Raw genomic sequence first — 23,626 nt, forward strand, 5'->3', positions numbered from 1 at the left:
GCTTATACCCGTGGGCGAGTGTATATAAAGCCAGAATCAGTTGCTTTCCAGCATATGAATAATCTGGTTTGCAACCACTTTAGCGCTCTGATCGTCGGTACGAATGGTCACATCCGCAATCTCTTCGTACAGTGGATTGCGTTCACCGGCTAATGCTTCCAGAACTTCACGTGGAGGCGTTTCAACCTGCAGTAACGGGCGCTTTTTATCGCGCTGCGTACGTGCCAGCTGTTTTTCGATGGTCGTCTCAAGATAGACCACAACGCCGCGGGCGGAGAGACGGTTACGAGTTTCGCGAGATTTTACAGAACCGCCGCCCGTTGCCAGTACGATGCCCTGTTTTTCCGTAAGTTCATTGATAACTTTTTCTTCACGGTCACGGAAACCTTCTTCGCCTTCTACATCGAAGACCCAGCCCACATCAGCTCCGGTTCGTTTCTCAATCTCTTGATCAGAATCGTAAAATTCCATATTGAGTTGTTGAGCCAACTGGCGCCCAATAGTGCTTTTGCCGGCACCCATAGGCCCAACCAGAAAGATATTGCGTTTCTCTGCCATTTTTTCGGTACTACTAAGACTATTCGTTAATGGTAATCCCCGCTGCGCAGACACTCAGCGTAGCAGGACATGAACTGAAACCTCATATGCGATAGTGCGAGAGTCAGACTAAAAATTATCTCAGTAGTCCTGCTTGTTTGGCAACTGATTAAATCACCACGCCAGATGCTTAAAGCAACAAGAGGTAAGATTAGGAGAAGCTGAAACTCAAATCGGTACTCCTTGTATGCTAATTCATGCCTCACGTCAAACATCTGCAACAAACTGGATGCAAAATCCTCGCGGGGATCGTTTCCATTATTGAATGCCAATCAGACGCGGCGTGATGAATACCACCAGCTCGCGCCGCTCATTATACTTGCCATCGTGGCGAAAGAGTTGCCCCACCCAGGGAATTCGCCCGAGTCCCGGAATCGCGTCACTGCCCGTTTTATTCTTTTGCGAGAAAATTCCGCCCAGCGCCAGCGTTTCACCGCTTTTAACTTCCACCTGCGTTTCAATTTCTTGTTTATCTATCGCCAGCGTTTCGCCATCTGCCTGCTGTAAAACCTGGCCCGGCATGTTTTCGCTGATGTGCAGTTTGAGCCGCACCCGGCCATTTGGCAGAACCACGGGCGTCACTTCCATCCCCAGAACCGCCTCTTTGAACTCCACGGAGGTCGCCCCACTTTCGCCGCTGGACACCTGATACGGAATTTCACTGCCCTGCTTGATGCTGGCGGGCTGCATATGCGACGCCAATAGCCGCGGGCTGGCGATGATCTCAAGCTGCTGCTTTTGCTCAAGCGCCGAGAGCTCCAGATCTAACAGTCGCCCGTTGATCCGCCCGATGTTGAACCCGACGTGACTGGTGGCATCCGCAACGGAAACATCCGCCCCCAGCGTGGTGATCTGCCCGGGCGAGCCCGCGCTGCTTGCCTCGGCCAGATTCCATTTCACCCCCAGCTCTCGCAGACTTTTTTCATTAATCGTCACGATATGCGCCGCCAGCTCCACCTGTGCCACAGGGAGATCCATCTGCTCGGCCCAGTGCTGCAGACTGTCCAGCACGCCGGGGATATCGCGCACCAGCAGGCGGTTAGTGCGTTTATCGACGGAGAGACTCCCCTTAGGGCTCAGCTGTTTTTCCGCGGCTTTTTGCAGCTCGGTCGCATCGGCATAAGCGAAAGAGAGCGCGCGTGAGGCCAGCGGCACATTCAGTTTCTGCCGGGTTTGCTCTTCTTCTTTTTGCGTCTGCTGTTCCCGCGCCCACGTGGCCGTATTGATGTAAAAAATACCCCCCTCTTCCCGCAGCACCAGCCCTGCGCTGGTAGTGACGATTTGCAGCGCCTGCCGCCAGGGAACACGCGCCAGATGCAGAGACAGCGTGCCGGTGACATCGGGCGAGACGATCAGATTACGATTCTCAAGCTCCACCAGGGACTGCAAAATCTGCACAACGGGTACGTCATCCACCGCCAGGGTGACGGGTTTTGGCGCGACGGCCCATGTCGGCATGCTGAGTATCATCAACAGGACGATTCGACTGACTATTTTCATGCTTCGTTCCCTCTCGTGGCCATCGCCACTCTTTCGGCTCGCATCCTTCGCCGAGCCCGATAACCATTTCCGTTTCATTGACAGCCAGCACCTGCCAGCCCGCTGGCAGGTGCTCTTCCAGCCGGACACGATGCCAGCGCTGCTGTTCATCTTTGACGATGCCTACGGCGCTGTCGCCCTGGAGCATTCCCTGATACCGCCATTGGCCGAGCGCGCCTGTTGCGCAGCGGTCGTCCGGAGGGCGAAAGGGGTCACGCATTCCGGTAATGAGGAGCAGTGAACACATCAGCAATACGCGCAGTTCAGTTCGCATTTTGGCTCTCCACCTGCACAATCAGCTGGAGCCGCGCCCCCTCTGGCATCACGGAAAAGCTGCTGACGCCCATTCCACAGTGCGTAAGCCGCTCGAACAGCGGCGGGATCTGCGCCCAGTCGGCATTCAGGGTTAACTCACCGCCCTTCTCGCCGGGCAGCCAGTGAACCAGCCGCACGCCACCGGTCTGAAAATCCAGCGGCGAAAATGGCAACGTGACGGGCACAACAGATTCAGCCGGAACCAGATGGGGGTGCGCTTCGCTCACCCAGAGCGCGGCACGGGCCGACGCCGATTGGCTGCGCGTAGACTCAAGACGCGATATCTGTTGAATTACCGGGTGCGCCAGCGTCAGATACGCCCCCAGCAGCACTACGCACGAACCCAGCCCCCAGCAAAGAACCCGAGTACGTAAGCGAAACGCATGCCAGCGTTCAGAGAAGATACGCACGCTTCACCCCTGACTCGTGAGGGTAAAACTGAACGTCCAGCGCCCCTGGGCGTCCTGCTGCATTTCCCCCGCAGGTCCAATCATAAAACCGGGCAGCCGTTTGAGTGATTCCGCCAGCGCCGAGAGCGTCGACGGCGTCGCGGCAAACCCCGTTACAGTCAGGCGCGGCGGCTGGTAACGAAGCTGCGTCAGCCACGCCTGCTCCGGCATGGCCGACGCGAGCGAAACCAGCGCCGGTTGCCAGTCACGCAATACCTTCTGTGGGTTTTGCAAAGGCGCAGCCTGTCGCGCTTGCCACCGCGCGCGGTGGGCGCTCAGCTGCTTTTGTATCGCGGTGTCACTGGCCAGAAGCGTCTCAAGCGCACGCGTCTTTAGCCCAAAAGTGGAACGCAGAGCGATAGTCAACGCCAGAGCGATCAGCACCGAGCCGACAAACAGCAACATCCAGAGTCGCCAGCAGGATTGCTGTCGCAGGTGTCGCCACGGCAGAAAGTTAGTCATGTTCACTCGAACAGTTCCCCCATCGCGAGGGCCAGCGCGACCGTGAAATCCGCGCTGTATTGGGGCAGCGGCGGCTGACAGCGCGCAAGCAAGCTAAAAGGATCGTGCTCCCCGACCGCAAAGAGCGCGATGTCGTCCGGACTCAGCGCTAACATGGCCGCCAGCTCCGCCACATTCTGCGCTTCATCGGCGCGTTTTCGCCCCCACTGGTGGCGCATCGCCCAAAGCCAGTGCTGCCCGTCGCGCCAGGCCATGCAGTGAGCGGGAGGGTCAAGAAGCGGCAGGAAGTTCGCCAGCGCCGCGGCATCTGGCGTGATGGCAGCCACGTGCAGGCGCAGCGTTTCCGCGAGCGTTAACAGCGCCGCCACCTCTTTGTTTTGCGCCGCCGTCACGTGAAAGGAGCGGCTAAAGGTGTCCTGTACGTAGTCAAAGCAGAGCGCATCCGGGGCCATTTCGAGCTCACGGGACATCGCCGACGCAATCCACGACGCCTGCTCACTGTCGCGCAACGTCAGCGCCGGAGCGGGCAGCGTCTTTTGCAGCGTGCGGGCAGCCGGAAACGCCATAAAGATGCGGTGGTAATGGGGCAGCGCCTGGCTCCACTCGCTGAGCGCGGCAACCAGTTGTTGTGGATGGATTATTTGCCCGTCACGGATGATTCCCGCGGCCAGCGGGATCTGCCACCAGCGACGCAGATACCACCCGGTGCGCTCCTGGGTTATTGAGACGGCCAGAACACTATCTTGTTGAATGTGAACGCCTGTTCGCCATGTTTTAAAAGCCATGCTTTACGATCTCCTTATCGCCCGTCAGGTGACGGCTCTATCAATGCTTCAGGCTTGCCTTTATACTACCGCGCGATTGTTTAGAAACTGCCCAAGTGAAACTAAATGGGAAATCTCCAGTGAAGTTCGTAAAGTATTTATTGATCCTTGCAGTCTGTTGCATTCTGCTGGGAGCAGGCTCGATTTATGGTTTGTACAAATACATTGAGCCGCAACTACCCGATGTCGCCACACTGCGTGATGTGCGACTCCAGATCCCAATGCAGGTCTATAGCGCCGATGGCGAGTTGATCGCCCAGTACGGCGAAAAACGACGTATCCCGCTGACCCTTAACCAGATTCCGCCGGTGATGGTGAAAGCCTTTATCGCCACGGAAGACAGCCGTTTCTATGAGCACCACGGGGTCGATCCTGTGGGGATTTTCCGTGCCGCCAGCGTCGCGCTGTTCTCAGGTCACGCTTCGCAGGGTGCGAGTACCATCACTCAGCAGCTGGCGCGTAACTTCTTCCTGAGCCCGGAAAAAACCCTGACCCGTAAGATCAAAGAGGTGTTCCTTGCCATTCGCATCGAACAGCTCCTGAGCAAAGACGAGATCCTCGAGCTTTACCTCAACAAGATCTATCTGGGCTATCGCGCGTACGGCGTGGGTGCCGCGGCGCAGGTCTACTTCGGTAAACCTGTTGAGCAGCTGAGCTTAAGCGAGATGGCGACTATCGCCGGTCTGCCGAAAGCCCCGTCAACGTTCAACCCGCTCTACTCTCTCGACCGCGCCACCGCGCGTCGTAACGTGGTGCTGTCGCGCATGCTGAGCGAAGGCTATATCACTCAGACCCAGTTCGATCAGGCGCGTAACGAAGCGATCGACGCTAACTATCACGCGCCGGAAATCGCCTTCTCGGCTCCGTATCTGACGGAAATGGTCCGCCAGGAGATGGTGAGCCGCTACGGCGAGAACGCGTATGAAGATGGGTATCGCATCACCACCACCATCACCCGCAAAGTGCAGCAGGCGGCACAGCAGGCGGTGCGTAACAACGTGATGGATTACGACATGCGCCACGGCTACCGTGGCCCGTCGAACGTGCTGTGGAAAGTGGGCGAAAGCGCATGGGACAGCAAAAAAATCATCGACTCCCTGAAAACGCTGCCGACCTACGGGCCGCTGTTGCCTGCGGTGGTGACCAGCGCTGACCCGCAGGAAGCGACGGCGATGATGGGCGACGGCACCTCTGTTTCGCTGCGGATGGACGGCATGCGCTGGGCGCGACCGTATCGCTCCGATACGGCGCAAGGCCCGACGCCGCGTAAAGTCACCGACGTCGTCCAGACTGGACAACAAATCTGGGTCCGTCAGGTAAACGACGCCTGGTGGCTGGCGCAGGTTCCGGACGTGAACTCCGCGCTGGTCTCCATCAATCCGCAGAACGGGGCCGTGATGGCGCTGGTCGGTGGTTTTGATTTCAACCAGAGCAAATTCAACCGCGCCACGCAGGCGCTGCGTCAGGTCGGGTCGAACATCAAACCGTTCCTGTACACCGCGGCGATGGATAAAGGGCTGACGCTGGCGAGCATCCTCAACGATGTGCCGATTTCACGCTGGGATGCGGGTGCCGGTTCTGACTGGCAGCCGAAAAACTCCCCTCCGGAGTATTCCGGTCCAATCCGTTTACGTCAGGGTCTGGGACAGTCGAAAAACGTGGTGATGGTCCGCGCGATGCGCGCGATGGGCGTCGATTACGCGGCAGAGTATCTGCAGCGCTTCGGCTTCCCGGCGCAGAACATTGTGCATACGGAATCCCTGGCCCTCGGCTCGGCATCCTTCACACCGCTGCAGGTAGCGCGCGGTTATTCCGTGATGGCCAACGGCGGCTTCCTGGTCGATCCGTACTTCATCAGCAAGATTGAAAACGATCAGGGCGGCGTGCTGTTTGAGGCGAAACCGAAAATCGCCTGTCCGGAATGCGATATTCCAGTGATTTACGGCGATACGCCAAAATCAAATGTGCTGGAAAACAAAGACATGGAAGACGTGGCTCAGTCGCAGGAGCAGCAGAACACCGCAGTACCACAGCCGCAACTAGAGCAGGCCAACCAGGCGCTGGTCGCTCAAAGCGGTGCGCAGGAATATGCGCCACACGTGATCAACACCCCGCTGTCGTTCCTGATTAAGAGCGCCCTGAACACCAACATCTTTGGTGAACCGGGCTGGCAGGGCACGGGCTGGCGTGCGGGTCGCGATCTGCAGCGCCACGATATCGGCGGCAAAACCGGGACCACCAACAGCTCGAAAGACGCCTGGTTCTCCGGCTACGGCCCTGGCGTGGTGACGTCTGTGTGGATTGGCTTCGACGATCATCGCCGTGATTTAGGCCGTACGACGGCATCCGGGGCGATTAAAGATCAGATTTCCGGCTACGAAGGCGGCGCCAAGAGTGCTCAGCCAGCCTGGGACGCTTACATGAAAGCGGTTCTCGAGGGCGTACCGGAGCAGCCGCTCACCCCGCCGCCAGGCGTGGTAACGGTGAATATCGACCGCAGCACCGGTCAGTTAGCCAACGGTGGAAACAGTCGCGCGGAATTCTTCATTGAGGGCACGCAGCCTACGACGCAGGCGGTGCATGAGGTGGGAACCGAGTTGATTGATAACGGCGAGACGCACGAGCTGTTCTAAGGTAAAAGCAGAACGGCAACGCAAGTTGCCGTTCTTATTGTTTTCTCCCTCTCCCCGTGGGAGAGGGTCGGGGTGAGGGCATCAGGCCGCTACAATCTACCCTGTCCTTTCAACCACTCCCGCACCAGGAACAGCGCACTCACATTACGCGCCTCGTTAAAATCGGGCTCTTCCAGTAGATCCATCAGATGCGCCAGCGGCCAGCGCACCTGCGGCAGCGGCTCGGGCTCATCCCCTTCCAGCTTCTCCGGATAGAGATCTTCTGCCAGCACGATATTCATTTTGCTGGAGAAATAGGACGGGGCCATGCTCAGCTTTTTCAGGAAAGTCAGGTCATGAGCGCCGAAGCCAACCTCTTCTTTCAGCTCGCGATTCGCGGCTTCAAAAACGGTTTCACCCGGATCGATAAGCCCCTTCGAGAAACCCAATTCATAAGATTCGGTCCCCACCGCATATTCGCGAATCAGGATCAGGTGATCGTCCACAATGGGGATAATCATCACCGCTTCGCGCGTGGACGGGCGCATACGTTCATAGACGCGACGCACGCCGTTGCTGAACTCCAGATCGACACTTTCCACGGTAAACAGACGTGATTTGGCGACGGTTTCAACATTCAGAATGGTGGGCTTTTGTAAGGATTTGCTCATCTTGACGGGTCTTTGCTGTGTGAACTGAGTGCATTGTGCGATATGCCGCACGGTTTCGGCAATGTCAATCGCTGTTTATTTACATTTTTGCAACGTATCGTGAGTTAATCCTCATTTCCAGTCAAAAGTCAAGAGCTTGAAATAACTCCAGGAATTTGCTGATATCCCGCCTTCGTTGCCTTTGCTATTATCTCCGGTCACTGGGATGCGCTTCAAAACGCTCAAGTTCGACTCCATACTTGCCGATAGCCAACCACAGAGACTCATTCACGGTAAAAGGTGCAACTGACAACACCTGAAGATAAGTAAGATGGGGAAAGCATGAGCACCATTTTGATAATTTTCGCTGCTATGCTGGCCTGCGTATTGATCGCAGGGTGGTTGTACAGGCGTCGGGCGCAACAGCGATATCGACTGCCTTTTTTAAACGCCTTTGCCGGTGCGACCACGCGCAAACTCGCGCCTGAAGAACGCAATGCGATCGAAAATTACCTCGAGACGTTGAACCGTGTCCAGCAGACGCCTGGCCCGACCGGCGCGACCGCCGCCCCTGTTTTCCTGAAGCTCAACGCCCAAAGCGATACCGTGCTGTGCGTCACGCGCTCGATTACCCGCTATGGCATTACCACCGACGATCCCAACAAGTGGCGCTACTATCTCGACTCGGTCGAGGTGCATCTCCCGCCGTTCTGGGAACAATACATTAATGACGAAAATAGCGTTGAGCTGATCCATACGGATTCCATCCCGCTGGTCATCACCCTGAATGGTCATACCCTGAGCGAATATGTTCAGGAAGCGCCGCGCTTTGCGCTGGAACGCACCAGTTCCACACAGGCGTCGATCCGCGGTGAAGAGACCGAGCAGATTGAACTGCTCAACATTCGCCAGGAGACGCACGAAGAGTATGCCCTGAGCCGCCCGGACGGGATCCGCGAAGCAGTGCTGATCGTCGCCGCCTTCCTGCTCTTTTTCTTCTGCCTGATGACGCCAGACGTTTTTGCGCCGTGGCTCGCTGGCGGTGCCGTTCTGCTGCTGGCCGCTGGCCTGTGGGGATTGTTCGCCAAACCGGCCAAAACCACGCTGCGTGAAATCCACTGCCTGCGCGGCACGCCAAAGCGCTGGGGTCTGTTCGGTGAGAACGATCAGGAGCATATCAACAACATCTCCCTCGGGATTATCGATCTCATCTATCCGCGCCACTGGCAGCCGTGGATTGCCCAGGATTTAGGGCAAAAAACCGATATTGATATCTATCTCGACCGCCACGTGGTGCGTCAGGGACGTTTCCTGTCCCTGCACGATGAAGTCAAAAACTTCCCGCTCCAGCACTGGTTGCGCAGTACCGTCATCGCCGGAGGCGCTGCCCTGGTGCTGGCGATGCTGATCCTGCTGGTGCCGCTCGATATGCCGATCAAATTCACCCTGTCGTGGATCAAAGGCGCGCAAACCGTTGAAGCCACCAGCGTTAATCAGCTGGAAGAGGCCGGCGTGCGCGTGGGCGATACCCTGAAGCTGAAAGGTACGGGCATGTGTAACATCCATGCGCCGGGCACCTGGAACACGCGTCAGAACTCGCCGTTTACGCCGTTTGATTGCTCGCAAATCATCTGGAATGACGCCCCGCCTCTGCCACTGCCGGAGTCTGATACGGTCAGTAAGGCCACGGCCCTGACCCAGGCGCTGAACCGCCAGCTGCACCCGAAACCGGAAGACAACGCCCGCGTGAGCCAGTCTCTGCGCGCGGCGATTCAGAAATCGGGCATGGTGCTGCTGGATGATTTTGGCGACATCGTGATGAAAACCCAGGATTTGTGTTCCGCCGAAGATGAGTGTGTGCGTCTCAAAAATGCGCTGGTGAATCTCGGGAACAGCAAAGACTGGGAGGCGCTGGTAAAACGCGCCGATGCGGGTCGACTCGACGGGGTGAACGTTCTGCTGCGCCCGGTCAGCGCCGAATCGCTGGAGAACCTGGTCGCCACCTCAACTGCGCCTTTCGTGCAGCGTGAAACCACTCGCGCGGCTCAGGCGTTAAACAGCCCGGCTCCCGGCGGGTTTGTGATTGTCAGCGACGAGGGCAGCGATCTGGTCGATCAGCCTTATCCGCCGGTGGCGCTGTATGATTACCCGGCCCAGGAGCAATGGGGCGAGTTCCAGCGTCTGGCGCAAATGCTGATGCAGACGCCGTTCAGCGCCGAAGGGATTGTGACGGGGATCTTTACGGATGCCAACGGCACCCGCCACGTCGACCTGCACCGCATGCCGGACAGCGCCGGACTGTGGCGTTACATCGGCACCACCCTGCTGATGCTGGCGATGCTGGTGTGCATTGTCTGGAACGGTATCGCCGCCCTGCGCCGCTATCAGCGCTCGCGTACGCGTCTGGCCGACATCCAGCAGTACTACGACAACTGCCTCAATCCAAAACTCATCTCCGCACCTGAGAGCCTGATCGGATAATACCGCTGCGCGACAGTTATGCTACCCTGTCGCGCACGTTTTCTGGCTGGAGAGTTCCCCTCATGCATCTTGATATCGCCTGGCAGGACGTTGATACCGTCCTGCTGGATATGGACGGCACGCTGCTCGATCTCGCATTTGATAATCACTTCTGGCAAAAGCTGGTGCCTGAAACCTATGGCGCGCAGCAGGGCATCACTCCGGCAGAAGCGCAGGATTATATTCGCCAGCAGTATCACGCCGTGCAGCATACGCTAAACTGGTACTGCCTGGATTACTGGAGCGACAAGCTCGGCCTGGATATTTGCGCCATGACCACCGCGCAAGGGCCGAATGCGGTGCTGCGTGAAGATACGGTGCCTTTTCTCGATGCCCTGAAAGCGAGCGGCAAGCGCCGTATTTTGCTGACTAACGCGCATCCGCATAACCTGGCCGTGAAGCTCGAACATACCGGGCTCGCGTCGCACCTTGATTTATTACTTTCCACCCACACATTTGGTTATCCGAAAGAGGATCAGCGATTGTGGCAGGCGGTGGCAGAAGAGACCGGTTTGCAGCCAGAGAGAACCCTGTTCATTGACGACAGTGAACCGATTCTGAATTCGGCGGCAACCTTCGGCATTCGCTATTGCCTGGGCGTGACGAATCCTGATTCCGGCCTGGCGGATAAAAGCTATCTGCGGCATCCGGCGCTGAACGACTATCGCCGAATGATCCCCTCACTCAACGTGAAGGAGACGCCATGAAAGAAAAGCCCTCCGATGGGGTAAGACTGGATAAATGGCTGTGGGCCGCCCGTTTTTATAAAACGCGCGCCCTGGCCCGCGAAATGGTCGATGGCGGTAAGGTGCATTACAACGGGCAGCGCAGCAAGCCCAGTAAACTTGTCGAACTGAATGCCACGCTGACCCTGCGCCAGGGTAACGATGAACGCACGGTGATTATCAAAGCCGTTACCGAACAACGTCGCCCGGCAACCGAAGCGGTCCTGATGTATGAAGAGACGACCGAGAGCGTTGAAAAGCGCGAGAAAGTGGCGCTGGCACGCAAAATGAATGCCCTGACCATGCCGCATCCGGACAGGCGACCGGATAAAAAAGAACGTCGCGACCTGATGAAATTTAAACACGGCGAACATGAGTAATCGCCGTTCGAAGAGAGAAAATTATGTCCCAACACGACCAATTACATCGCTATCTGTTTGAGCAATTTGCCGTTCGCGGCGAGCTGGTGACGGTATCCGAAACCTGGAAACAGATCCTCGAAAACCACAGCTATCCTCAGCCGGTGAAAAATATTCTCGGCGAGCTGCTGGTCGCAACCAGCCTGCTGACGGCGACGCTGAAGTTCGCAGGTGACATCACCGTGCAGCTGCAGGGCGATGGCCCGATGACCCTGGCGGTGATCAACGGCAACAACCAGCAGCAGATGCGCGGTGTGGCTCGCGTGCAGGGTGAGGTGCCGGAAGGTGCCGATCTGAAAACCCTGGTCGGCAACGGCTTCCTGGTGATCACCATTACCCCGGAAGAGGGCGAGCGCTATCAGGGCGTGGTGGGTCTGGAGGGCGATACGCTGGCCGCCTGCCTGGAAGATTACTTCCTGCGCTCCGAACAGCTGCCAACGCGCCTGTTTATCCGCACCGGCGAAGTGGACGGCCAACTGGCAGCGGGCGGTATGCTGCTGCAGGTTCTGCCTGCGCAAAATGCTCAGGGCAATGACTTCGAGCACCTGGCGACGCTGACCGAAACCATCAAAGCGGAAGAGCTGTTCACGCTCCCGGCGAACGAAGTGCTGTGGCGTCTGTATCACGAAGAAGAGGTCACGCTGTACGATCCGCAGGACGTCGAATTCAAATGCACCTGTTCCCGTGAGCGCTGTGCGGGCGCGCTGCGCACCCTGCCGGATGAAGAGATCGACAGCATCATGGCTGAAGATGGCGAAATCGATATGAACTGTGATTACTGTGGTTCTCACTACGTGTTCAACTCGATGGATATCGCCGAGATCCGCAACAACGCCTCCCCGGCGGATCCGCAGGTTCATTAATGCCCCTCCCCTCACTTCCGGTGAGGGGAAATTTCCCCGTTTAGCTGAATCGTTTTTCGTAATGTAACCCTTACGTAACTTTCTTACATGTATGCGATTACATTCACATTCTTCCGGTTAAATGCTCCAGGATTTAACCTTTTGAGAACATTTCCCCCCACAAAAAAGCGAATCCTGCGATAATCCGCCCTGCTTCGTGACAGGAGTCACAGCGTTTTCCGTCAGGAAGGGTTTTGTCCAGATACGTAAATCTATGAGCCCCGTCGCGGTTAACATCCTAAGAAAAACCCTACAATTTCAGGCAGTACATATTGGCTAAGGAGCAGTGACATGCGCGTTAAAGATTTAACCCCGCAAGATCTCAAGGCTTATGGTATCAACGACGTCCAGGAAATCGTCTACAACCCCGATTACGATACGCTGTATCAGGAAGAGCTCAATCCAGCACTGGAAGGATACGAGCGAGGTGTGTTGACGAACACTGGTGCTATCGCCGTGGACACCGGGATTTTCACCGGCCGTTCGCCGAAAGATAAGTATATCGTCCGTGACGACACCACCCGCGATACGCTGTGGTGGGCAGATAAGGGCAAAGGGAAGAACGACAACAAACCGCTCTCCCAGGAGACCTGGCAGCATCTGAAAGGACTCGTCACGCATCAACTCTCCGGCAAGCGTCTGTTCATTATTGATGCCTTCTGTGGCGCCAATGCCGACACCCGTCTCTCCGTTCGCTTTGTGACCGAAGTCGCCTGGCAGGCGCATTTCGTGAAGAACATGTTTATTCGCCCGACCGATGAAGAGTTACAGGATTTCGAGCCTGATTTCATCGTGATGAACGGCGCGAAATGCACCAACCCGCAGTGGAAAGAGCAGGGCCTGAACTCGGAAAACTTCATCGCCTTCAACCTGACCGAGCGCATCCAGCTCATTGGCGGCACCTGGTACGGCGGCGAAATGAAGAAAGGGATGTTCTCGGTGATGAACTACCTGCTGCCGCTGCAGGGCATTGCCTCCATGCACTGCTCCGCAAACGTCGGAGAAGAGGGTGACGTGGCGGTGTTCTTTGGCCTCTCCGGCACCGGCAAAACCACCCTGTCCACCGATCCTAAGCGCCGTCTGATTGGCGACGATGAACACGGCTGGGACGATGACGGCGTGTTTAACTTTGAAGGTGGCTGCTACGCCAAAACGATCCGTCTGTCGGCAGAAGCGGAACCGGACATTTACGGCGCCATCCGTCGCGATGCGCTGCTGGAAAACGTCACCGTGCTCGCCGATGGGACCGTCGATTTTGACGATGCGTCGAAAACCGAAAATACCCGCGTGTCGTATCCGATCTATCACATCGATAACATCGTGAAACCGGTGTCGAAAGCGGGCCATGCGTCGAAAGTGATCTTCCTGACCGCCGATGCCTTCGGCGTGCTGCCTCCGGTCTCACGCCTGACGGCCAGCCAGACGCAGTATCACTTCCTCTCGGGCTTTACCGCCAAACTGGCAGGTACCGAGCGCGGCGTGACCGAACCAACCCCAACCTTCTCCGCCTGCTTCGGCGCGGCATTCCTGTCGCTGCACCCGACGCAGTACGCCGAAGTGCTGGTGAAACGCATGCAGGCCGCAGGCGCGCAGGCGTATCTGGTGAACACGGGCTGGAACGGAACGGGCAAACGCATCTCCATCAAAGATACGCGCGCGATTATCGACGCGATCATCGATGGCTCGCTGGACGATGCAGAAACCTTCACCCTGCCGATGTTCGATCTGGCGATCCCAACGGCGCTGCCAGGCGTGGATACCCACATCCTCGACCCGCGCAACACCTACGGTTCTCCGGAGCAGTGGCAAGAGAAGGCCGAAACGCTGGCGAAGCTGTTTATTGAAAACTTTGAGAAGTATACCGATACGCCAGCGGGTGCTGCGTTGGTGAGTGCGGGACCAAGGTAAAAGCAAAAAGGTAACCCTTGGGTTACCTTTTTTTATGTTTTCTCCCTCTCCCTGTGGGAGAGGGCCGGGGTGAGGGCATCAGCGTACGCCTTTCCCCCTCACCCTAACCCTCTCCCTCAAGGGAGAGGGAATTGTTCGGTGCGGCTTGTTTTTAACTCTCTTTCACCTGCCCACGCGTCACCGGAACCGGCAGCCACGCGCGAATACACAACCCGCCCCGCTCGCTGGTTCCGATCTCCAGCAGACCGTTATGGTTATCAACAATACGCTGCACAATCGCCAGCCCTAATCCGGTGCCGCTGGTGCTGCGAGCGCTGTCGCCGCGCACGAACGGCTGGAACAGATGCTTACGCTGCTCAGGCTTGATCCCCGGGCCGTCATCTTCAACCTGGAACCAGGCGCGATTGAGTTCGGATCCGCTGCTGACTTTAATCCAGCCGTTGCCGTAGCGGGCGGCGTTGACCACCATATTGGCGACCGCGCGTTTGATAGAGAGCGGGTGCATGCGAACCTGAATTTCGCCCGCCTGCAGCGCCGTATCAATTTCACGTTCGTAGCCGCTTTCCGCTGCCACCACTTCGCCCAGCACGCCGTTCAGATCCGCCATCTCCATCGGCATCTCCTGACCGGTGCGCAGGTAGTCGATAAACTGCTCGATGATGGCGTTACACTCTTCGATGTCCTTGTTGATGGACTCCGCAAGATACCCATCCTCTTCGCCCATCATCTCCGTCGCCAGACGAATACGCGTCAGGGGTGTGCGCAGGTCGTGGCTCACGCCTGCCATCAGCAGCGTACGGTCGTCGGCCAGCTGCTTCACGCCCGCCGCCATGTGGTTGAACGCCCGCGTCACCGAACGCACCTCGGACGCGCCATATTCACGCAACGGCGGAGGAATAATACCTTTCCCCACCTGTAAGGCCGCATGCTCAAGATCGACTAAGGGTCGGTTTTGTATTCGGATAAACAGCCACGCGCCGCCGATCGCCATCAGCATGATCGCCAGGGTGTAGCGGAATAACGGCGAGAAGTCGCCCTGATGGATTTCCGTCAGCGGGACGCGCACCCAGATGTTGGGTGACAGCCAGGTTTTCAGCCAGACGACCGGCGAGCTTTTGTTGACCTCGACGCGCACTTCCGTTGGGCCGCCGAGTTGCTGCGCCATCTGCTGGCTTAAGAATTCGTAGTGTTGCGCCCAGCGCAGACCGGCATCTTCCGCCGCCTCGTTGGAGTACAGGGAAATGCCCAGCTCGCGGTAAATCTCGCGCCGAAACGCAGGAGGCACCACCAGCTGCGTGCCGTCCTCCAGCTGCAGTTTGTCGGTCATCAGCATACGCACTTCGTAGGCTAAGACTTTATTGAACTGCTGGAGGCTTGGCAGAATCGCAAAGTTCAGCACCACCAGATACGTCGTCACCAGGCTGACGAACAGCAAGGTGACGATCAGTAACAGAGTGCGGGCAAACGAGCTGCGCGGTGAAAAGCGCATTCGCCTCATGCTTTAGAACCGTCCGGCACGAAGACGTAGCCCAGACCCCAGACGGTCTGAATATAGCGAGGATGCGCAGGATCTTCTTCGACCATGCGGCGCAGACGGGAGATCTGGACGTCGATGGAACGCTCCATGGCGGAGTATTCGCGACCGCGCGCCAGGTTCATCAGCTTATCGCGCGACAACGGCTCACGCGGGTGGCTCACCAGCGCTTTCAGAACCGCAAATTCACCGCTGGTCAGCGGCATCGGCTCATCTTCACGGAACATTTCGCGCGTACCCAGGTTCAGCTTGAACTTACCGAAAGCGATAACAGCCTCTTCCTGAGACGGTGCGCCCGGCAGTTCGTTGGCCTGACGGCGAAGGACTGCGCGAATACGCGCCAGCAGTTCACGTGGATTGAATGGTTTTGGAATGTAGTCGTCGGCGCCAATTTCCAGGCCCACGATACGGTCAACTTCTTCCCCTTTCGCCGTCACCATAATGATCGGCATCGGGTTACTTTGACTGCGCAGACGGCGGCAGATAGAAAGACCGTCTTCGCCAGGAAGCATTAAATCGAGCACCATCAGGTGGAACGATTCACGGGTAAGCAGGCGATCCATTTGCTCGGCGTTCGCCACGCTTCGAACCTGGAAGCCCTGCTCGGTCAGATAACGCTCCAGCAGCGCACGCAGGCGCATGTCGTCATCCACGACCAGAATTTTATAGTTCTCTTGCATTGTATGTACTCCCAAAGGCCCGGATAGTATTTCAGTACGTATTCTAAAAAAGTACGCGTCTGCGACCAGCTAAATCTGGTATAAATTCTAGTCGAAATTGTTACAAAGCATATTTAACAGGAGCTTATCTGCACATTTCATCACATAACTCATTATTAATCCTGTCTGTTAAGCTATGTGGTACGTAATGTGCCTAATGCCAGTCATTGAGTAGAGTCTTAAAGGTCACACCATGAAAACGCCGCTGATCACCCGCGAAGGGTACGAAAAACTCAAAAAAGAGATGGATTACCTCTGGCGCGAAGAACGTCCGGAAGTGACCAAAAAAGTCACCTGGGCGGCCAGCCTCGGCGACCGCAGCGAAAACGCTGACTATCAGTATAATAAAAAACGCCTGCGTGAGATTGACAGGCGCGTCCGTTATCTCACTAAATGCCTTGAAAACCTACGAATCGTTGATTATTCCCCGCAGCAGGAAGGCAAAGTGTTCTTCGGCGCGTGGGTAGAAATCGAGAACGATGACGGCAATACCCGACGTTTTCGCATCGTCGGCTACGATGAAATTTTCGGTCGTAAGGATTACATCTCCATCGACTCGCCGATGGCCCGTGCGCTGCTGAAAAAGGAAGTCGGCGATTTAGCCATCGTCCAGACGCCCGCCGGTGAAGCCAGCTGGTACGTCAACGAAATTGAGTACGTTAAATAGTCCGAGAGCACCCTCCACGGCTGGCATTTTCGCGTGTCAGCCCGTATAACTATCCCCCTGTTTTTCGACAAACCAGATGACAAAGCCATGATGAAAGATTCGCTCTGCCGCATTATTGCGGGTGAACTTCAGGCCAGAGCCGAACAGGTAGAAGCTGCCGTTCGCCTGCTTGATGAAGGGAACACCGTGCCGTTTATTGCACGTTATCGTAAGGAAGTCACCGGCGGTCTGGATGACACGCAGCTGCGCAACCTGGAGACCCGTCTGGGCTACCTGCGCGAGCTGGAAGACCGTCGTCAGGCCATTCTCAAATCCATCGGCGAGCAGGGCAAACTGACCGATGCGCTGGCTGGTGCCATCAACGGCACGATGAGCAAAACCGAGCTCGAAGACCTCTATCTGCCGTATAAACCAAAGCGCCGCACCCGCGGGCAGATTGCGATTGAAGCAGGCCTTGAGCCGCTGGCCGATCTGCTGTGGACCACCCCGTCGCACGATCCGGAAACGGAAGCCGCGAAATTTATCGACGCGGACAAAGGCATCGCCGACACCAAAGCGGCCCTCGACGGCGCGCGCTATATCCTGATGGAGCGTTTCGCCGAAGACGCCGCGCTGCTCTCCAAAGTGCGTGACTATCTGTGGAAAAATGCCCATATCGTCTCGACCGTCGTGAGCGGTAAAGAAGAGGAAGGCGCGAAATTCCGCGACTACTTCGATCACCACGAACCGATTTCCACCGCCCCGTCGCACCGCGCGCTGGCGATGTTCCGCGGTCGTAACGAAGGCGTGCTGCAGCTCTCTCTTAATGCCGATCCGCAGTTCGATGAGCCGCCGAAAGAGAGTTACTGCGAGCAGATTATTACCGACCATCTGGGCCTGCGCCTGAACAACGCCCCGGCAGACAGCTGGCGCAAAGGCGTGGTGAGCTGGACCTGGCGCATCAAGGTGCTGATGCACCTCGAAACTGAACTGATGGGCACCGTGCGCGAACGCGCGGAAGACGAAGCGATCAACGTTTTCGCCCGTAACCTGCACGATCTGCTGATGGCCGCCCCGGCGGGCCTGCGCGCCACCATGGGTCTCGATCCGGGCCTGCGTACCGGCGTGAAAGTGGCCGTGGTCGACGGCACCGGTAAACTGGTCGCGACCGACACCATCTATCCGCACACCGGCCAGGCCGCGAAAGCCGCGGTGGTGGTCGCTGCCCTGTGTGAAAAATACAACGTCGAGCTGGTGGCGATCGGTAACGGTACCGCATCGCGCGAAACCGAACGCTTCTTCCTCGACGTGCAAGAGCAGTTCCCGAAAGTCACCGCTCAGAAAGTGATCGTCAGCGAAGCCGGCGCGTCGGTCTATTCCGCGTCCGAACTGGCGGCGCTGGAGTTCCCGGATCTCGACGTTTCCCTGCGCGGTGCGGTCTCTATCGCCCGTCGTCTGCAGGATCCGCTGGCAGAGCTGGTGAAAATCGATCCGAAATCCATCGGTGTGGGCCAGTACCAGCACGACGTCAGCCAGACTCAGCTGGCGCGCCGTCTGGATGCGGTGGTGGAAGACTGCGTGAACGCCGTCGGCGTGGACCTGAATACCGCTTCCGTTGCGCTCTTAACCCGCGTGGCGGGCTTAACTCGCATGATGGCGCAGAACATCGTCGCCTGGCGCGATGAGAACGGTCAGTTCCAGAACCGCCAGCAGCTGCTGAAAGTAAGCCGTCTGGGGCCAAAAGCCTTCGAGCAGTGTGCAGGCTTCCTGCGTATCAACCACGGCGATAACCCGCTGGACGCCTCAACCGTCCACCCGGAAGCTTACCCGGTGGTGGAGCGCATTCTGGCCGCCACGCAGCAGGCGCTGAAAGATCTGATGGGCAACAGCACCAACCTGCGCGACCTGCGTGCCGTTGACTTCACCGACGATAAATTCGGCGTGCCGACCGTCACCGACATCATCAAAGAGCTGGAAAAACCAGGCCGCGACCCGCGCCCTGAGTTTAAAACCGCGAAATTCGCCGAAGGCGTTGAGACGATGAAGGATCTGCAGCCAGGCATGGTGCTGGAAGGCGCTGTCACCAACGTCACCAACTTTGGTGCCTTTGTCGATATCGGCGTGCATCAGGATGGCCTGGTACACATCTCGTCGCTGGCCGATAAGTTCGTGGAAGACCCGCATACGGTGGTCAAAGCGGGCGATATCGTGAAGGTGAAAGTGCTGGAAGTGGATATGCAGCGTAAGCGCATCGCCCTGACCATGCGCCTTGACGAGCAGCCGGGCGAAACCAACGCTCGCCGCAGCAACAGCGGCGGTGCACGCGATCAGTCCCGTCCGACAGCCAAAGCCGCGAAACCCCGCCCTCAGGCCCAGCCTGCCGGTAACAGCGCGATGATGGATGCGCTGGCCGCCGCAATGGGCAAGAAACGCTAATGTCCCGCGCGTTTGCCCGGCCAATTCGTAGGCCGGGCAAACGCAGTGCCGCCCGACAGCCAGACCACCCCCTTCAAAATAAATAAGAACGTACTCACTCATTTAATATGAATCAGGGAACCGATTTCATATCCATATTTAAACCATCGTTTATCACTTAGTTAACAAATTAATTTTTCAAACCTCATTCACCATCTCAATAAATATTGAGCAAGGTCAAACAGTCCTCGAATTAATGTCCATATGAACATCCCGTCACATTTTAAATATTGCTGATAGAAACCATTCTCATTATCATGAATCTGTCGATTATTTAACCTTCGGTCAAAGTGGTCTCTATGCAATTCACACCAGACAGTGCCTGGAAAATTACCGGTTTTGCCCGCGAAATTAGCCCGGCGTATCGTCAAAAGCTGCTGTCACTAGGCATGCTGCCAGGATCCTCGTTTCAGGTTGTGCGCATCGCACCGCTGGGCGATCCCATCCATATCGAAACCCGTCGCGTCAATCTGGTATTGCGTAAGAAAGACCTCGCGTTATTAGAAGTCGAAGCTTTAGTCCGATAAACCGCCAGCTGTTAGACCGAGTCTAAAACAATGAAAAAATTAACCATTGGCTTAATTGGTAATCCTAATTCCGGCAAGACAACCTTATTTAATCAGTTAACGGGCGCACGTCAGCGCGTCGGTAACTGGGCCGGTGTCACCGTTGAACGCAAAGAAGGTCAATTCTCCACGACCGACCATCAGGTCACCCTTGTAGATCTTCCCGGCACTTATTCGCTCACAACGATTTCGTCGCAGACCTCTCTCGATGAACAGATTGCCTGTCACTATATTCTGAGCGGCGATGCGGATTTACTGATTAACGTCGTCGACGCCTCCAATCTCGAGCGCAACCTGTACCTGACGCTGCAACTGCTGGAGCTGGGCATTCCGTGCATCGTCGCGCTGAACATGCTCGATATCGCCGAAAAGCAAAAAATTCGCATCGACATCGATGCGCTTTCCGCACGCCTTGGTTGCCCGGTGATCCCGCTGGTCTCCACCCGCGCGCGGGGCATCGATGCGCTGAAACTGGCCGTCGATCGCCATACGGGCAATACGGATCTCGAACTGGTGCATTATCCGCAGCCGCTGGTGCGCGAGGCCGGCATTCTGGCACAGGAGATGGCCCACGCCATGCCGCAGAAACAGCGCAACTGGCTCGGGCTGCAAATGCTGGAAGGCGATATCTACAGCCGCAGGTACGCGGGCGATGCGGCACAGAAACTGGATATGTCGCTGGCGCGCCTGAGCGAAGAGCTGGACGATCCGGCCCTGCACATCGCCGATGCGCGTTATCAAAGTATCGCCGCCATCTGCGAAGTGGTCAGTAACACCCTGACTGCCGAGCCGAGCCGCTTCACCGCCGCCGTCGATAAAATCATTCTCAACCGTTTCCTCGGCTTGCCGATCTTCCTGCTGGTGATGTACCTGATGTTCCTCCTCGCCATCAACATCGGTGGCGCGCTGCAGCCGCTGTTTGATGTCGGCTCGGTGGCGATCTTCATTCACGGTCTGCAATGGCTGGGCTACACCCTGCACTTCCCGGAATGGCTGACGATTTTCCTCGCCCAGGGGCTGGGTGGCGGCATCAACACCGTCCTGCCGCTGGTACCGCAGATCGGCATGATGTATCTGTTCCTCTCCTTCCTTGAGGATTCCGGCTATATGGCCCGCGCGGCCTTCGTGATGGACCGCCTGATGCAGGCCCTCGGTCTGCCGGGTAAATCCTTCGTCCCGCTGATTGTTGGCTTTGGCTGTAACGTCCCGTCGGTGATGGGCGCGCGAACCCTTGATGCTCCGCGTGAACGTCTGATGACCATCATGATGGCGCCGTTTATGTCCTGCGGTGCGCGTCTGGCGATCTTCGCGGTCTTTGCAGCGGCGTTCTTCGGCCAGGAGGGCGCGCTGGCGGTCTTCTCCCTGTACCTGCTGGGTATCGTGATGGCGATTCTGACCGGCCTGATGCTCAAACACACCATCATGCGCGGCGAAGCGTCGCCGTTTGTGATGGAGCTGCCGGTCTACCACGTCCCGCACATCAAAAGCCTGCTGATCCAGACCTGGCAGCGTCTGAAAGGCTTCGTTCTGCGCGCCGGTAAAGTGATTGTGATTGTCAGCATTTTCCTGAGCGCGCTGAACAGCTTTACCCTCAGCGGCCAGGCGGCGGATAACATCAACGACTCGGCGCTGGCCTCCGTCAGCCGCGTCATCACCCCGCTGTTCAAGCCGATTGGCGTTCACGAAGATAACTGGCAGGCGACCGTCGGACTGTTCACCGGCGCGATGGCGAAAGAGGTGGTGGTCGGTACGCTGAATACGCTCTATACGGCGGAAAATATTCAGGAAGAGGAGTTTAATCCGGCGGAATTCCATCTCGGTGACGAACTGCTGAGCGCGGTGGATGACACCTGGCAGAGCCTGAAAGACACCATCAGCCTGAGCGTACTGGCCAACCCGATCGAAGCCAGCAAAGGCGACGGGGAAATGGCGACCGGCGCGATGGGCGTGATGAGCCAGAAATTTGGCAGCGCGTCGGCGGCCTATAGCTATCTGATCTTCGTCCTGCTCTACATTCCGTGCATTTCCGTGATGGGGGCGATTGCCCGCGAGTCCAGCCGCGGCTGGATGGGCTTCTCGGTCCTGTGGGGGCTGAACATCGCTTACTCACTGGCGACGGTTTTCTATCAGGCGACCAACTTCAGCGCTCACCCACGCTACAGCCTGGTGTGCATTCTGGCGGTGGTGTTGTTCAACGTCGTACTCATCGGCCTGTTGCGCCGGGCGCGTAGCCGCGTGGACGTAAATCTGCTGGCGACCAATAAAACCGCGGCAAGCTGCTGCAACAGCCCGGCTGGCGACTGCCACTAAGAGGTGAATGCGATGGCATCGATGATTCAGCTACGAGATTTACTGGCACTGCAGGGACGAATGGAGGCCCGACAGCTGAGCCAGTCCCTGCACACGCCGCAGCCGATGATCGATGCCATGCTCGAAAGAATGGAAGCGATGGGCAAAGCCGTGCGGATTCAGGAAGAGGCGGATGGCTGTTTGTCAGGGAGCTGCAAAAGCTGCCCGGAAGGAAAAGCGTGTCTGCGGGAGTGGTGGGCACTGCGCTGAGGGATGAGTACCGGGTGAACACAGCATCACCCGGTATTGCTCATTACTTGTATACGTCTGCAGTAGCGTGAACGTTTTTCTCGCCTTTGTTCGCGCTGGTCACTACAAAGTATGTTCCGCCTAACTCATCCGCTTTTTTCGACAATTCTTTGCGCGCATCCATTGGCGCCGTTGTGTTTGAAGTGGTGATCTCACCCAGTTTCGTCAGATTCATCTCTTTAACTTTGTCTTTTTCCAGCTCTTTCGCTGCAAACACGCCAAATGACAGAGACCCAATAACCAGTGATGTAACAATTCCTGTAACAAGTTTCATAACCATTACTCTCCATAGGTTTGTTGTTTTGATTATCGTAGGCTCAACCGCCGCAACGACACTTGAAGTATTGTTGCGGCATGAAACTTTTGCCAGTGGATTAGAAAATAATCAGTTTAAACGTTGACTTAACGCAGTCAGCGCCGCGCAAAAGGCCGCCGGATGCGACACGAAAGGCGCGTGCGCGGCCTTCGCAATGACCAGCGATTCGCTCTGCGGCCACAATTCATCCAGCATCGGCACCACTTTGCGCGGCACCAGTCCATCGAGATACCCGTAGATACGCAGATGCGGCACGGCAAGCGCAGCGAGCGGTTCGCGCAGGTCGACGGTTTTCAGGATCTCCAGACCGCCGTTGAGCACCTCGACGTCAGGCATCGGAAGCGCCAGCACCGCACTTTTGAGCATCCGCGCATCCTGGCGTGCCGTTTCAGTGCCCATGGTTTGCAGCGCCAGAAAGCGCTCGACCGTGCGCTTGAAATCCTCACTCAGCTGTTGCTGGAAACCGGCTAACACTTCCGGCTTGATACCGGGCCACTCCTCCCGCGCCGCAAAGCACGGGGATGACGCCACCGTCACCAGCGCCTGAACGCGCTCCGGGTGCGTGAGGGCAATCTGACTGGCGACCAGCCCGCCGAGACTCCAGCCAAGCCAAATCGCTTTTTGCGGCGCGTGTTCCAGAACCTCGTTCGCCATCTCGTCGAGCGGCATCGCGCCAAAGCCGTGGCTGCGGCCAAATCCAGGCAGATCAACCAGATGCAGCCTAAATTGCGAGGCCAGTTCCTCCTGAATGCAATGCCAGACTTCGGCGTTCAGCCCCCATCCGTGCAGCAGCACAAGATCAACATTTCCCGTGCCCGTGGTCTGCCACCAAAGATTGTTCATCGGTTAG

The 23,626-nt window shown here is 57.2% G+C and carries 22 protein-coding genes; 11 read left to right on the top strand and 11 right to left on the bottom strand.

Annotation, left to right across the window (positions count from 1 at the left end):
• Window positions 1-36: 36 nt before the first annotated feature.
• The 6 genes from aroK to AC3WS9_RS20430 form a co-directional block, all read right to left on the bottom strand.
• Window positions 37-558, bottom strand: coding sequence for a shikimate kinase AroK (aroK, locus tag AC3WS9_RS20405; RefSeq protein ID WP_010436374.1), 522 nt, complete (start codon window positions 556-558; stop codon window positions 37-39).
• Between the two features lie 297 nt (window positions 559-855).
• Window positions 856-2,055, bottom strand: coding sequence for a DNA uptake porin HofQ (hofQ, locus tag AC3WS9_RS20410; RefSeq protein ID WP_492490134.1), 1,200 nt, complete (start codon window positions 2,053-2,055; stop codon window positions 856-858).
• Window positions 2,006-2,410: a HofP DNA utilization family protein gene (locus tag AC3WS9_RS20415; RefSeq protein ID WP_492490135.1), complete on the bottom strand. Its 405-nt coding sequence runs from the start codon at window positions 2,408-2,410 to the stop codon at window positions 2,006-2,008. Before AC3WS9_RS20415 ends, hofQ begins: the two co-directional genes overlap by 50 nt.
• On the bottom strand, window positions 2,400-2,861 hold the full coding sequence (locus tag AC3WS9_RS20420; protein WP_492490136.1) for a HofO family protein: 462 nt from the start codon (window positions 2,859-2,861) through the stop codon (window positions 2,400-2,402). The genes AC3WS9_RS20415 and AC3WS9_RS20420 overlap by 11 nt, the downstream gene beginning before the upstream one ends.
• Before the next feature lie 3 nt (window positions 2,862-2,864).
• Window positions 2,865-3,362, bottom strand: a complete 498-nt coding sequence (locus AC3WS9_RS20425; protein ID WP_492490137.1) for a PilN domain-containing protein — start codon at window positions 3,360-3,362, stop codon at window positions 2,865-2,867.
• Between the two features lie 2 nt (window positions 3,363-3,364).
• The gene (locus tag AC3WS9_RS20430; RefSeq protein ID WP_492490138.1) at window positions 3,365-4,147 is read right to left on the bottom strand and encodes a DNA utilization protein HofM; all 783 of its coding nucleotides are present in this window, start codon (window positions 4,145-4,147) and stop codon (window positions 3,365-3,367) included.
• Window positions 4,148-4,266: 119 nt separating this feature from the next.
• Here AC3WS9_RS20430 and mrcA point away from each other — a divergent pair, with 119 nt between their 5' ends.
• Window positions 4,267-6,819: a peptidoglycan glycosyltransferase/peptidoglycan DD-transpeptidase MrcA gene (gene mrcA / locus AC3WS9_RS20435; protein WP_285146156.1), complete on the top strand. Its 2,553-nt coding sequence runs from the start codon at window positions 4,267-4,269 to the stop codon at window positions 6,817-6,819.
• An 89-nt stretch (window positions 6,820-6,908) separates the two neighbouring features.
• On the opposite strand, the gene nudE is transcribed toward mrcA, so the two are convergent.
• On the bottom strand, window positions 6,909-7,469 hold the full coding sequence (gene nudE, locus AC3WS9_RS20440) for an ADP compounds hydrolase NudE (RefSeq protein ID WP_492490139.1): 561 nt from the start codon (window positions 7,467-7,469) through the stop codon (window positions 6,909-6,911).
• Window positions 7,470-7,790: 321 nt separating this feature from the next.
• Here nudE and AC3WS9_RS20445 point away from each other — a divergent pair, with 321 nt between their 5' ends.
• From AC3WS9_RS20445 to pckA, 5 genes are all read left to right on the top strand, one after another.
• On the top strand, window positions 7,791-9,929 hold the full coding sequence (locus AC3WS9_RS20445) for an intracellular growth attenuator family protein (RefSeq protein ID WP_285146154.1): 2,139 nt from the start codon (window positions 7,791-7,793) through the stop codon (window positions 9,927-9,929).
• Window positions 9,930-9,991: 62 nt separating this feature from the next.
• Window positions 9,992-10,675, top strand: coding sequence for a GMP/IMP nucleotidase (gene yrfG, locus AC3WS9_RS20450; protein ID WP_492490140.1), 684 nt, complete (start codon window positions 9,992-9,994; stop codon window positions 10,673-10,675).
• Window positions 10,672-11,073, top strand: coding sequence for a ribosome-associated heat shock protein Hsp15 (gene hslR, locus AC3WS9_RS20455; RefSeq protein WP_285148687.1), 402 nt, complete (start codon window positions 10,672-10,674; stop codon window positions 11,071-11,073). Before yrfG ends, hslR begins: the two co-directional genes overlap by 4 nt.
• Before the next feature lie 23 nt (window positions 11,074-11,096).
• Entirely contained in the window at window positions 11,097-11,975 is an 879-nt protein-coding gene (hslO, locus tag AC3WS9_RS20460) for an Hsp33 family molecular chaperone HslO (protein WP_100778598.1), read from the top strand.
• A gap of 330 nt (window positions 11,976-12,305) precedes the next feature.
• Window positions 12,306-13,922: a phosphoenolpyruvate carboxykinase (ATP) gene (gene pckA / locus AC3WS9_RS20465; protein WP_282493526.1), complete on the top strand. Its 1,617-nt coding sequence runs from the start codon at window positions 12,306-12,308 to the stop codon at window positions 13,920-13,922.
• Window positions 13,923-14,073: 151 nt separating this feature from the next.
• Here the strand turns inward: pckA and envZ are convergent, their stop codons facing one another.
• Together envZ and ompR are read right to left on the bottom strand one after the other, a co-directional pair.
• Window positions 14,074-15,420, bottom strand: coding sequence for a two-component system sensor histidine kinase EnvZ (gene envZ / locus AC3WS9_RS20470; RefSeq protein ID WP_282493527.1), 1,347 nt, complete (start codon window positions 15,418-15,420; stop codon window positions 14,074-14,076).
• On the bottom strand, window positions 15,417-16,136 hold the full coding sequence (gene ompR / locus AC3WS9_RS20475; RefSeq protein WP_001157751.1) for an osmolarity response regulator transcription factor OmpR: 720 nt from the start codon (window positions 16,134-16,136) through the stop codon (window positions 15,417-15,419). The genes envZ and ompR overlap by 4 nt, the downstream gene beginning before the upstream one ends.
• Before the next feature lie 232 nt (window positions 16,137-16,368).
• Here ompR and greB point away from each other — a divergent pair, with 232 nt between their 5' ends.
• From greB to feoC, 5 genes are all read left to right on the top strand, one after another.
• On the top strand, window positions 16,369-16,842 hold the full coding sequence (greB, locus tag AC3WS9_RS20480) for a transcription elongation factor GreB (protein ID WP_282493528.1): 474 nt from the start codon (window positions 16,369-16,371) through the stop codon (window positions 16,840-16,842).
• An 87-nt stretch (window positions 16,843-16,929) separates the two neighbouring features.
• The gene (locus tag AC3WS9_RS20485) at window positions 16,930-19,257 is read left to right on the top strand and encodes a Tex family protein (protein ID WP_492490351.1); all 2,328 of its coding nucleotides are present in this window, start codon (window positions 16,930-16,932) and stop codon (window positions 19,255-19,257) included.
• A 338-nt stretch (window positions 19,258-19,595) separates the two neighbouring features.
• Complete coding sequence (gene feoA / locus AC3WS9_RS20490; protein WP_282493529.1) at window positions 19,596-19,823, top strand: ferrous iron transporter A; 228 nt, start codon at window positions 19,596-19,598, stop codon at window positions 19,821-19,823.
• Window positions 19,824-19,853: 30 nt separating this feature from the next.
• Window positions 19,854-22,172, top strand: a complete 2,319-nt coding sequence (gene feoB / locus AC3WS9_RS20495; RefSeq protein WP_492490141.1) for a Fe(2+) transporter permease subunit FeoB — start codon at window positions 19,854-19,856, stop codon at window positions 22,170-22,172.
• Window positions 22,173-22,184: 12 nt separating this feature from the next.
• Window positions 22,185-22,421: a [Fe-S]-dependent transcriptional repressor FeoC gene (feoC, locus tag AC3WS9_RS20500; RefSeq protein ID WP_285146150.1), complete on the top strand. Its 237-nt coding sequence runs from the start codon at window positions 22,185-22,187 to the stop codon at window positions 22,419-22,421.
• Between the two features lie 43 nt (window positions 22,422-22,464).
• Here feoC and AC3WS9_RS20505 read toward each other — a convergent pair whose 3' ends face one another.
• Window positions 22,465-22,734, bottom strand: a complete 270-nt coding sequence (locus tag AC3WS9_RS20505; RefSeq protein WP_285146149.1) for a YdgH/BhsA/McbA-like domain containing protein — start codon at window positions 22,732-22,734, stop codon at window positions 22,465-22,467.
• Between the two features lie 111 nt (window positions 22,735-22,845).
• A complete protein-coding gene (bioH, locus tag AC3WS9_RS20510; protein ID WP_492490142.1) occupies window positions 22,846-23,619 on the bottom strand; it encodes a pimeloyl-ACP methyl ester esterase BioH in 774 nt (257 codons plus the stop codon).
• Between the last annotated feature and the right edge of the window lie 7 nt (window positions 23,620-23,626).

Source organism: Lelliottia sp. EB106-05-01-XG201, assembly GCF_058791735.1.

Excerpts from the sequence above, each read along its gene's own strand:
- AC3WS9_RS20505 (WP_285146149.1), bottom strand. The coding sequence starts at position 22,734 with ATGAAACTTGTTACAGGAATTGTTACATCACTGGTTATTGGGTCTCTG.
- AC3WS9_RS20415 (WP_492490135.1), bottom strand. The coding sequence starts at position 2,410 with ATGCGAACTGAACTGCGCGTATTGCTGATGTGTTCACTGCTCCTCATT.
- nudE (WP_492490139.1), bottom strand. The coding sequence starts at position 7,469 with ATGAGCAAATCCTTACAAAAGCCCACCATTCTGAATGTTGAAACCGTC.
- yrfG (WP_492490140.1), top strand. The coding sequence starts at position 9,992 with ATGCATCTTGATATCGCCTGGCAGGACGTTGATACCGTCCTGCTGGAT.
- hofQ (WP_492490134.1), bottom strand. The coding sequence starts at position 2,055 with ATGCCGACATGGGCCGTCGCGCCAAAACCCGTCACCCTGGCGGTGGAT.
- hslR (WP_285148687.1), top strand. The coding sequence starts at position 10,672 with ATGAAAGAAAAGCCCTCCGATGGGGTAAGACTGGATAAATGGCTGTGG.
- feoB (WP_492490141.1), top strand. The coding sequence starts at position 19,854 with ATGAAAAAATTAACCATTGGCTTAATTGGTAATCCTAATTCCGGCAAG.
- AC3WS9_RS20425 (WP_492490137.1), bottom strand. The coding sequence starts at position 3,362 with ATGACTAACTTTCTGCCGTGGCGACACCTGCGACAGCAATCCTGCTGG.
- AC3WS9_RS20485 (WP_492490351.1), top strand. The coding sequence starts at position 16,930 with ATGATGAAAGATTCGCTCTGCCGCATTATTGCGGGTGAACTTCAGGCC.
- greB (WP_282493528.1), top strand. The coding sequence starts at position 16,369 with ATGAAAACGCCGCTGATCACCCGCGAAGGGTACGAAAAACTCAAAAAA.
- hslO (WP_100778598.1), top strand. The coding sequence starts at position 11,097 with ATGTCCCAACACGACCAATTACATCGCTATCTGTTTGAGCAATTTGCC.
- envZ (WP_282493527.1), bottom strand. The coding sequence starts at position 15,420 with ATGAGGCGAATGCGCTTTTCACCGCGCAGCTCGTTTGCCCGCACTCTG.
- AC3WS9_RS20445 (WP_285146154.1), top strand. The coding sequence starts at position 7,791 with ATGAGCACCATTTTGATAATTTTCGCTGCTATGCTGGCCTGCGTATTG.
- bioH (WP_492490142.1), bottom strand. The coding sequence starts at position 23,619 with ATGAACAATCTTTGGTGGCAGACCACGGGCACGGGAAATGTTGATCTT.
- AC3WS9_RS20430 (WP_492490138.1), bottom strand. The coding sequence starts at position 4,147 with ATGGCTTTTAAAACATGGCGAACAGGCGTTCACATTCAACAAGATAGT.
- pckA (WP_282493526.1), top strand. The coding sequence starts at position 12,306 with ATGCGCGTTAAAGATTTAACCCCGCAAGATCTCAAGGCTTATGGTATC.
- feoC (WP_285146150.1), top strand. The coding sequence starts at position 22,185 with ATGGCATCGATGATTCAGCTACGAGATTTACTGGCACTGCAGGGACGA.
- ompR (WP_001157751.1), bottom strand. The coding sequence starts at position 16,136 with ATGCAAGAGAACTATAAAATTCTGGTCGTGGATGACGACATGCGCCTG.
- aroK (WP_010436374.1), bottom strand. The coding sequence starts at position 558 with ATGGCAGAGAAACGCAATATCTTTCTGGTTGGGCCTATGGGTGCCGGC.
- feoA (WP_282493529.1), top strand. The coding sequence starts at position 19,596 with ATGCAATTCACACCAGACAGTGCCTGGAAAATTACCGGTTTTGCCCGC.